At 54.2% G+C, this 9110-nt stretch carries 4 protein-coding genes and 3 pseudogenes; 4 read left to right on the top strand and 3 right to left on the bottom strand.

Features of this window, described 5'->3' with window-relative positions; genetic code table 11:
• Positions 1 to 231: 231 nt before the first annotated feature.
• Positions 232 to 656, top strand: a pseudogene (locus ACYP5B_RS15555) (IS4 family transposase); the annotation flags it as partial.
• Positions 657 to 1370: 714 nt separating this feature from the next.
• Positions 1371 to 1744, top strand: a pseudogene (locus tag ACYP5B_RS15560) (PHA-granule associated protein 4).
• A gap of 493 nt (positions 1745 to 2237) precedes the next feature.
• Here the strand turns inward: ACYP5B_RS15560 and ACYP5B_RS15565 are convergent.
• From ACYP5B_RS15565 to ACYP5B_RS15575, 3 genes are all read right to left on the bottom strand, one after another.
• A complete protein-coding gene (locus ACYP5B_RS15565) occupies positions 2238 to 2846 on the bottom strand; it encodes a hypothetical protein (protein WP_459570317.1) in 609 nt (202 codons plus the stop codon).
• 656 nt (positions 2847 to 3502) lie between these two features.
• Positions 3503 to 5077: a methyl-accepting chemotaxis protein gene (locus ACYP5B_RS15570; protein WP_459570318.1), complete on the bottom strand. Its 1575-nt coding sequence runs from the start codon at positions 5075 to 5077 to the stop codon at positions 3503 to 3505.
• 160 nt (positions 5078 to 5237) lie between these two features.
• Complete coding sequence (locus tag ACYP5B_RS15575; RefSeq protein WP_459570319.1) at positions 5238 to 6974, bottom strand: putative bifunctional diguanylate cyclase/phosphodiesterase; 1737 nt, start codon at positions 6972 to 6974, stop codon at positions 5238 to 5240.
• A gap of 367 nt (positions 6975 to 7341) precedes the next feature.
• On the opposite strand from ACYP5B_RS15575, the gene ACYP5B_RS15580 reads away from it, so the two are divergent.
• Together ACYP5B_RS15580 and ACYP5B_RS15585 are read left to right on the top strand one after the other, a co-directional pair.
• On the top strand, positions 7342 to 8211 hold the full coding sequence (locus tag ACYP5B_RS15580; protein WP_459570320.1) for a LysR family transcriptional regulator: 870 nt from the start codon (positions 7342 to 7344) through the stop codon (positions 8209 to 8211).
• A gap of 253 nt (positions 8212 to 8464) precedes the next feature.
• Positions 8465 to 8698: pseudogene (locus ACYP5B_RS15585) on the top strand (PHA-granule associated protein 4); the annotation flags it as partial.
• Positions 8699 to 9110: the final 412 nt, after the last annotated feature.

Below are 9110 nucleotides of genomic sequence, written 5' to 3' on the forward strand. Positions count from 1 at the left end.
GCGCAGCTTCCGGATTGTGAAAAATAGGCGGCACATCAACCATAGAGCGGGAAGTCTTGCCGCTTGTGCGGTTAGTACTTCAGCAGCCTGTTAGGGGCCTCCCCAACATTTGCACGCTCTCCGGAAAAGCGTAGTAATGTTGATACCAACGCCCTTGCAGGGATCGCCAACTTATTGATTTGTTGAGATTTTCGCTCAATCCCTGAGGTCGCACCTTTACTACACTTCACGGTGATCGAACTCATCGATTGGTATCGGGCCAGATGGGAGATCGAGATGCTCTTCCATGTGCAGAAAAACGCCTGCAAGGTGGAAGCGTTGCAGCTATCGCACATGGACCGTGTCGAACGTGCGCTCGAATGGTGGTCTCGTGGCGAATTGCGCGACTAATGCGTTTAGGGAGAACCTGCCCTGAACTGGATGCGTCGCTGTTCTTTGATGTCGACGAAATACGAGGTGCCTATTTGCTCTCGAAGAAGCCGCGCCCCCAAAAGCCGCCCACGCTCAATCAAGTGATTCGCCTGATTGCATCACTGGGTGGCTTCCTGGGTCGCAAGAGCGACGGTGAACCTGGTGCCAAGACGCTCTGGATCGGGCTGCAGCGAACGATGGGTGCTGCTGCCACGATTCAGGCTCTGCGCAATGAGGGCGCATGACTTCTGTATAACGAGATGCCCTTGACCTTCAAGAACTCACTTGACAGTGAAAGTTTTCCGCCTGATGCAAGGCGTGAGCACATAAGCGTTTCGCCAAGCGACACGTTTCCATGAAGACTATATCGGCACCTCGAAGACACGACCCATCCCCCCTCTGGAGGGATTCCACAAAGTTGCTTTGTGTTACTTGGCAGGGGATAGCCAGTAACTTGCGGTGGGTGGCAACGCATACTGGATGCCACACCGGACGCGAGCGGTGCCAGCCGCTTAGCCTATGACATCCATGATGTGTGCAAATTAAAAGATATTTACATCTGATAAAAACTTTACTTGCTCACCATGCAGTCACCTCAGAGCTTGAGCAAAGACAACCGACACCACTCGAGGTCGAGCACTGCTGCGGCAATGGCACGTACCTGGTTCGCCGCCGGCATTTTTCTGGCAAGGGCATATCGCCGATGAAACAAGCTCAGCAGGTCAATTCTGGGTGCCGCAATATCTCCTCAAGCTCGTGTGCGACCCGGGCGACGCACCGAGCATGGACGGCATGGAAAACTCGGAGTCAGCGCGTGCTGGACGCCCTATCACTTACCGTGAGCTTGTCAAACGAAACGGGCTGGCGAGGCGTGTCAGGTTCAATGCTCCGCCGGCGATTACAATACTGTTGGGGTGCACGGCGTGGCCCATACGCCTAGGATGTGAGTGGAGAAGGAAATGGCGACAGCTCGAGTTGGAACAAGGGGGAGGCCTGATGCTCCTGAAAGCAGAGGGAGTAACGGTCGTGGATTTGGACTACGATTCCGGCTGGCAAGATACTATCGACCTTCGCCGACTGGGCCGGAAGGCTGGGATTCGCGTGGAGTATCGCGGGCAAGAGAATATCTCCGTCAAATCACCGACGGCATTGGTCGCTAGCCTGATGCAGCCAAAGACGACCTTCTGGCAGCGAAACCTCCTACTGTCAATTTGAGTTGAGCGAGTTGCCAGCAGCTGAGTTGGAGAGCCTGGAAGCAAAGGCGAGCAATCTGGGCGACTACATTCTCGCGGAGCGGCTACTGAGGGACGTCGATGCCGTCTGGCCCGAATAACGCCGGCTAGTCGCAGCGCCATCGCTTTGCCGCCGTCAAACACGCTCTGCAGGAACCCTGGGCGTATTGCCTCGGTTTCTGTACCGGCAAATTCTCGCCGCCGAATCGTCGCGAACGCATGCATAGCGAGTCGCCGGCACTCCGTGTCAGACGTCTATCGCGCCCCCCCCGCTCTAGCAAGACGTGAACAACATTGCGGTGTCGCCCACCCTCTCCGGATGTGCCGGCCAGATGTCTGGACTCATCCTCTACGGCCCCGGGCACCCATCTGAGCGGAATCGCAAGATTAGCGTTGAACGCAAGTGCTTTTGCTCGAAGGACCAACTCGTGCTCCCTTAAAGCGGCCTGAGCTGCCTCTTCTCTAGCCATCTGGGCGGCGCACGCTCGGTCTACCTCGTCCGTCCGTGCACACAAACACAATCCATTGGCATCGCACCAATCTCGATGCCGGGCCGTCGCTAGCGGAGTCGTTCCTCCGAAGGGCGCCTTGATTTCAGGCGTCTTCAGTATGGAAGATGTAGAGTATTGTCAAGATTTGGCGCGCACGTTTCTCACCTTCTTTCATGACTACACGCCAGGTACTCTCGGTAAAGCGCCTGTTTCTCGGCCAGCCTGCCTTCAATCCAAGGATGAAATAAAGGAAGCCAATGTCATTGCGCATTGGCTCAGGTTGCGCAAGGCGAGCATAACAAGCATAAAGCGCCCAGGCCTGGGCCAGCCAAGTCGGAGAGAACGGCAACTCTGGGAAGACCTTTCTGAGACCGCCAGCAACGTTTTTGTCGTATTTCGGTTCCCACTGGTTAAACTGGATGCGTAGCCAATCGAGGTCCAAGAAGTTAAACCTAAGCATACCTAAAAGCAATTGGTCAATCACAGAATAAATCATTATATAAACCAATCTCAACAAAAAAAGATGCTGGCGGAGCGAGGGATATCTGCCACTGCTCTTGGAGAAGGCATAGCCAGTACGTCGTCCATCGCCGTCACAAACAAGGTCGGCAATAGCACGAGCGTTTCGCCAGCGCTCGTTGCTACCGAGTAGCGAACCAAAATAGCAATTCGCCGCCAGAATTTTCCACTTCGCTGATTTGACGAGGGCCAAGTTAGCTTGGCGCCGGGAGACAAGTACTCTGTGCTCACGCCTTGGTTTCTGTGACCCCCGGGGCAAAGCCAAAACAAATCCAGACGAATTCTGGGTCGCTATCGAAGAATGGCAGGCAGCTATTTTCGCGGCGGCGTCACTGACTTTTTGGCCCTGGTATCGCCTGCGTAACTCCGCATTTCGGATGACAACGTCTTATTAGCGACTCTCGTTTCGTACCGCTGCCACCAGCACTCAAAGACAAGGCGTCCTCGTTCTTTGGCGATAGCAATGCGGCTCCGTCACGGAGTCGAACCTACACTTTAGGCCGAAGCAAAAACAGAGAGACCATCATTTGAACGACGGCTCTATTTTTAGCACCGAAGAGAAACTTTCTATCTTCAGTGCCTCTTTCGTCTAGGTCGTGCACTCCACCGCAATACGGTGATATCTTCCCAGTAGAACAGCAGGCGTGTTCGCTTCTCCATTCTCGGCAGCGTTGGCGATTTTTTGCGAAAACCAGCTTGCGGTCACCTGCGTCATTGCGCGATGCTGCCGCCACTGTACAGCGGCGCTTTGATGACACCCATCCCGGTGGCACTCCTGTATCAAAACCAAACGTTTAGACAGGCACCGGCGGACGGTCGCGGCCTACGAGGAGGCAGTCGACTTCGCACTCATTCGGTCAGCATGAACACATTTACGCAGTCCTCCAGATGTTGTGCCTGCTGACCCAATTTGGATGCTGACTCAGCTGCCTGCTCGACGAGACCAGCATTCCGTTGCGTTAGTTGCGCAACTTGTCCCACTGCCAAATCAATATTGCCAATCTCCTGGCTCTGCTCCCTGCTGGCGCTAGCGATGACCGACACAGACTCCATCAGCGCCCTCACTTTCGCCTCTACGCCTGCCATCGCCCCCCCCGCGCACACAGCAACTTCCCCAGCCTTGGATATGGCTTGATTTGAATCGTCAATCAGGAGCTTTATCTCCTTGGCTGCGCTCGCCGTCTTAGTTGATAAGCCACGGACCTCGATAGCAACGACAGCGAAACTCCTACCGCTTTCACCTGCCCTGGCAGCTTCGACAGCAGCGTTAAGCGCGAGAATGTTTGTTTGAAACGCAATTCCGTCAATCATGGAAGTTATTTCAGCAATCTTTTGAGACTGTCGATTTAGCTCACTCATGAGGTTTGCCAGCTTGCGAACCTCGCTTGCCGCAGACATTGCCACGGCGGAAGCCTCGTGTGCAGCATCATTGACACGCTCCGCACCCAACGCGTTTTGCCGCGCAGTCTCAGTGACCTGGGACAGGCTCGCTGTTGTTTCTTCAATTGAGCTCGCCTGTTCTTCATTGCGCTGCGAGAGGTCCGCATTACCGCGCGCCTGATTATCTGCCGCCACCCGGATAGTGTCGACGGCCGCCCTCGCATCAAGCAAAACGCCTACCAACTTGGCATTCATCTGATTCAAGACACGCCCCAACATCTTCGTCTGAACGTCACCACGTTCCGGGAACTGCGTCTGCACCTTCCCCGAGGAAACCGCAAAGGCCGTCTCATTTAGTCTCTTGAGTGGCTCCAGAACCTGCCGAGAAAGATAGAAAGCCGCCCCGAGCCCAATAACCGAACCCGCTCCGGCGAGCACCCATACTCGTTCTAAGAAAGTGCCGCTATCGGTTATCAAGAGGCTGACACTAGTGGCTTCTGCCAACAGAATGCCTACGAGCAGAAGTATTACGGTCCAAAGGCGGATGCTAACAGGCAGTCCTAGAATCCGGCTTGCAAGTCCTGCGAGTCCCGCGCGTTTAACTTCGCCACGATGCAATCGGAAATTCTTGTCCTCGCCGTTCCGAATCTTTCGGTAAAGCTCGGTTGCAGTTGCCACTTGCTCTCTAGATGGCTTTGTTCGCACTGACATGTAGCCAATCTTCTGTCCCGATTTGAATACGGGCGTGACATTTGCGACCACCCAATAGAAGCCGCCATTCCTACGCCGATTCTTGACAACCCCTGTCCACGGTCGGTCATCCCGTAGTGTTGCCCACATGTCTTCGAAAGCCTTCGCGGGCATGTCAGGATGGCGAACAATGTTCTGCGGCTCGCCGATAATCTCATCTCTTGAGAATCCACTGCTTCGAACGAATGCTTCGTTAGCATATGTGATACGACTGGAAGTATCCGTACGAGTAATGATGACTTCACCATCTGGCAGTACGTACTCTTCATCTATAACCGGAAGGTTTTCGCGCATTGCGTTTTTCTCACAACTCGTATACGAAATCAATGGTATAATCAAAGTTATACAGAGCACCACTTCATTTTCACGTTAACTTTATTGACCTGAAGTCTATCGCGAACCACCATACAAAAATAACTCATAAAATACAATCTCACCTTTAAGTAAGGTTACTCTATTTATCTGTAACTACGTTCTGCATCTCTTCATTTTCCTGCGCGTAGGAACCTAGATAGTGAATCAAATCCCCTATCGGCATGGGCCGCGCGACCAAGAATCCCTGTATAAAGCGACAGCCTTCCGCCTCCAAGAAAGCCAGCTCATTTGATGTCTCGACAACCTCCGCAACCACACCAATACCAAAATTTGATGCTATTGTCATAATCGCTCTGATTATTTTTTTTGAGTTTTCGCTTCGCCCACTCTTCTCAATAAATGAGCGTGCAATCTTCAGCGAACTTACGGGAAGGGTGCTTAAGTAGCCGAGATTGGAGTACCCCGTTCCAAAGTCATCAATCACTATCTCGACGCCGGCGTTTGCGAGTGCTTCTAGCGTAGAAGAAGAAGACTCCCCTTGGGGGATAAGTGCACTTTCTGTTATCTCGACCTTCAGCGAGGTCGGCGCAAGTGCGCTACTGCGGAGCAACTCGCCAACCTTCTCCGCAAATCCCGGAGCGTGTAGCTCTTCGGCTGGGACATTTACCGCCACACTTAATGACATGTTAAGTTCTGTGCTAACACGGGCGATATCTGAAGATGCCTTTTCGAGAACAAAGTCTGTGAGTTTGTGGCCAAACCCCAAATCAGAAACTACCGGGAGGAACTCGGCGGGCATGACCGTACCCAGGGTCTGGGAATTCCACCTGACGAGGGCTTCAACCCCAATGACCTTCTTGATTTCCAAGTCAAAAACTGGCTGGTAGGCGACCCACAATTCCCTGGCACCGAAAGCATGCCGCATCGCCTGGTAAATCTGGTGATATCGCTCAGCATTCCTCCTTAGCGCAGGGGAGTAGTGTTTCGCTCTACCACGCCCTTCACGCTTCGCCTCATATAGCGAGATGTCAGCCTGCTTGAAGAGCGCCTTACTATCACCGCCGTCGTCAGGGAACCGGCTTACGCCAATGCTAGCTCCTACATAGAGAGGCGTCCCCGATACCACTATCGGAGCTTCAACCGTGGCGCAAATGCGTTGAAGAATCGACTCCCTGTCGGCATCCGTAAGCGGGCCTGCAAGAGCAACCGTGAATTCATCTCCCCCGAGCCTCGCAACAATATCGCCGAGCCTGGTGGCATCGACAAGGCGTTCCGCCACCTTGATAAGTACCTGGTCCCCAATATCATGCCCCAACGCGTCATTTATGCCTTTGAAACGGTCAAGGTCGATAAGAAGGAGAGTTACCCCGTTGCAGCGTTCGCTGCTGGCTGAGATTAATACGTCAAGTTGCTCAAAGAAGGAGACCCTGTTATATAGCTTCGTCAAATCGTCGAAGCAAGCCAACTCTCGCAGCCTACGCTCCGATTCCAGGCGAGAGGTGACGTCCCTTCCTGCAGAGATGAAGTGAGTAATTGCGCCGTTCAAATGGCGAAGCGGAGTTATCACCTTCTCTTCGGAGAAGAGCGTACCGTCTCTTTTTCTGTTGACAAATATTCCTTTAAATGTCTCACCCGCACCTAAAATCGACCATAGTCTCTCGTAGAATGTTTCCGCCATCTTCCCCGACTTCAATATGGCTGGCGTATTGCCAACCACCATCGAGCGCTCATAGCCAGTTTGAGTTTCAAACGCCCTATTGACGTAGGTGATTATTCCAATCGAGTCAGTAATCACGATGGAGTCTGCCACTTGCTCCATGGCAAATGCGTATAAAAACAAGTTGTCCATACCCCATGTTGACTCGATTCGCTCCACTGCATCGCCGCACAAATCGACCATCGTGTTGCAACACCTCCAGTAAAACCCAGCGTCGCCGTGAGGACGACAAAAGCACTCGAAAACCTCGACAATTGAAGCCCCAGCATTTGAACCGGATGCGCCGGGTATGAGCACGTCACCACGGACCAGGGCGGCCTAACCCCGCAACTAATTCAGCAGCCTCTGGTCCAATGCGTCCGACTCTCGGGTCGATTCGCATGTTCTCTCTACACCACTTCGATTCATACCACTATCGTAAGGACGATTCTTTTTGACATAGGTCATCCCGGCGCGTCGCCAGTATGGCGTAGACTGCGGCGACGAATAAAGCAATAAAAATTGATGGGATGAACAAACTTCGCTTATGGGCCGTAGACCTAGCATCGAGCAACTTCGGGTTTTTCTAGCAGCCGCAGACCGTCAGAGCTTCACGCTTGCAGCGCGCGCTTGTCACAAGACGCAAGCTGCTGTGAGCATGCAGATGCGCCAGCTGGAGCAGATGGCCGAGACCAAGTTATTTTGTCGAGAAAACAGACAGCTAAAGTTGACTGCTTCCGGGGAAGCGCTTTACGCATACGCGATGCGAGTGATTACGCTGGAGGAAGAAGCCTGGGTGGCAATCCGCGGCAGCGCAAAGCAGCGTTTGCGGGTCGGGGCTCCCGAATTCTATGCGAACGGACTGCTTCCCATCGCAATCCGAGACTTTCATGCTATCCACCCGATGGTCCGTATTGAGCTAGTTTGTGCATCGACCGCGCACCTTACCGGAATGCTGCAGACCGGCCGATTGGACCTAGCAATTGGCGCGCGGGGGGCCCACATGGATGGAGACCTCTTGTATACCCAGCAGATACGCTGGGTTGCGCATCCAGATGTGCCTCACATTTGGCAGCAAAATCCAATACCCATTGGGCTGTACGAGCTTGGAAGCACTGTCCGCGCCCATATCTTGGCTGCGCTAGAGAAAGCTGAAGCAGACTATCGCTGCGTATACGAAAGTACGTCAGTGCGCGGCATTCTAGCCGGGGTGAGCGCTGGTATGGTCGTAGCGGCAGTACCCTCACAAGTCGCCCGTGGGCGCCTTCGGATTCTTGAGCGCGGCGATGGGTTGGTGGACATCCAGCCGCTTGATATCGTAATGGCGACCAGTAACGCAGTCGCCGCTCCCGAGGCGAAGCTGTTTGGTGAGTTACTGCGGCAGGCAGCCCAATGTTGGCATGAAGTAGCCGAATAGCGCCAATCGAACCTCCACGTGTACAGGCAGCCTGCTCCCCGCCCCCGGCGGAGACAAGGCGAAAATACGTCCGGCGTTAAGGGGGATGTGTACGTCATCAACGGGCGTGTGCTCGGGTCGACGTCCCTACTACCGTCGGCACGAACCAGGTCTGAGTGCCGCGATACCTATGCAAGGTGATATATGACCCAGTGACCCATCGAGCCTAGGCGCATTGGATTGAGAGACTCGCCCGCACTGGAGCGCCCTATGGATTCGCGTGGAGTATCGCGGGCACGAAAATATTGCCGTCAACTCGCCAGTGGCATTGGTCGCCGGTCTGTCGCGGCCAAAGGCGTCGTTCCGGCAGCGGAATCTGTACTGTCAATTTGAGCTCAGCAGCTTGCCAGCAAGTAAGCTGGAGAGCCTGGAGGCAAAGGCGGCGAAGTCGGGGGACTACATCTTGGCAGGAAGTTTGTTGCGGGACGTCGATGCTGTCTGGAGCGAATCGCATCGAACTGGCGCTCCGATTACCACGAGCTATAGACCACCAGTTGATTGGCCGCCGACGGCGACGTTTGGAAGTAATCTCGTCAACCGTGACCTCGCACTCGGCAGTTACCGCCAAGCTGTCTAAGCTGCAACGACGGGAACCCAGATGTACCCTCCCATGTACATCTCTGTTGTGGCACGTGTATCCGCGCGGTGAAGACGCTCGACAGACATCGACGACGTCGATGAATACTGGGCAAGGGCGCCGAGGCCCGCCAAGTTAGGTTGGGAGGCCAGCCAGTCCCCAACCATCCGGGCTGCTGGGGTCTCAGGCGAGCTTTTCCTTCAGGAACGCCACGAGATACGGAGTAGCGGCGGCAGCCACGGTCGATGCGGTGGACGGGTCAATGCCCATTTTCGCCGCCAGC

The organism is Cupriavidus sp. 8B, assembly GCF_054589115.1.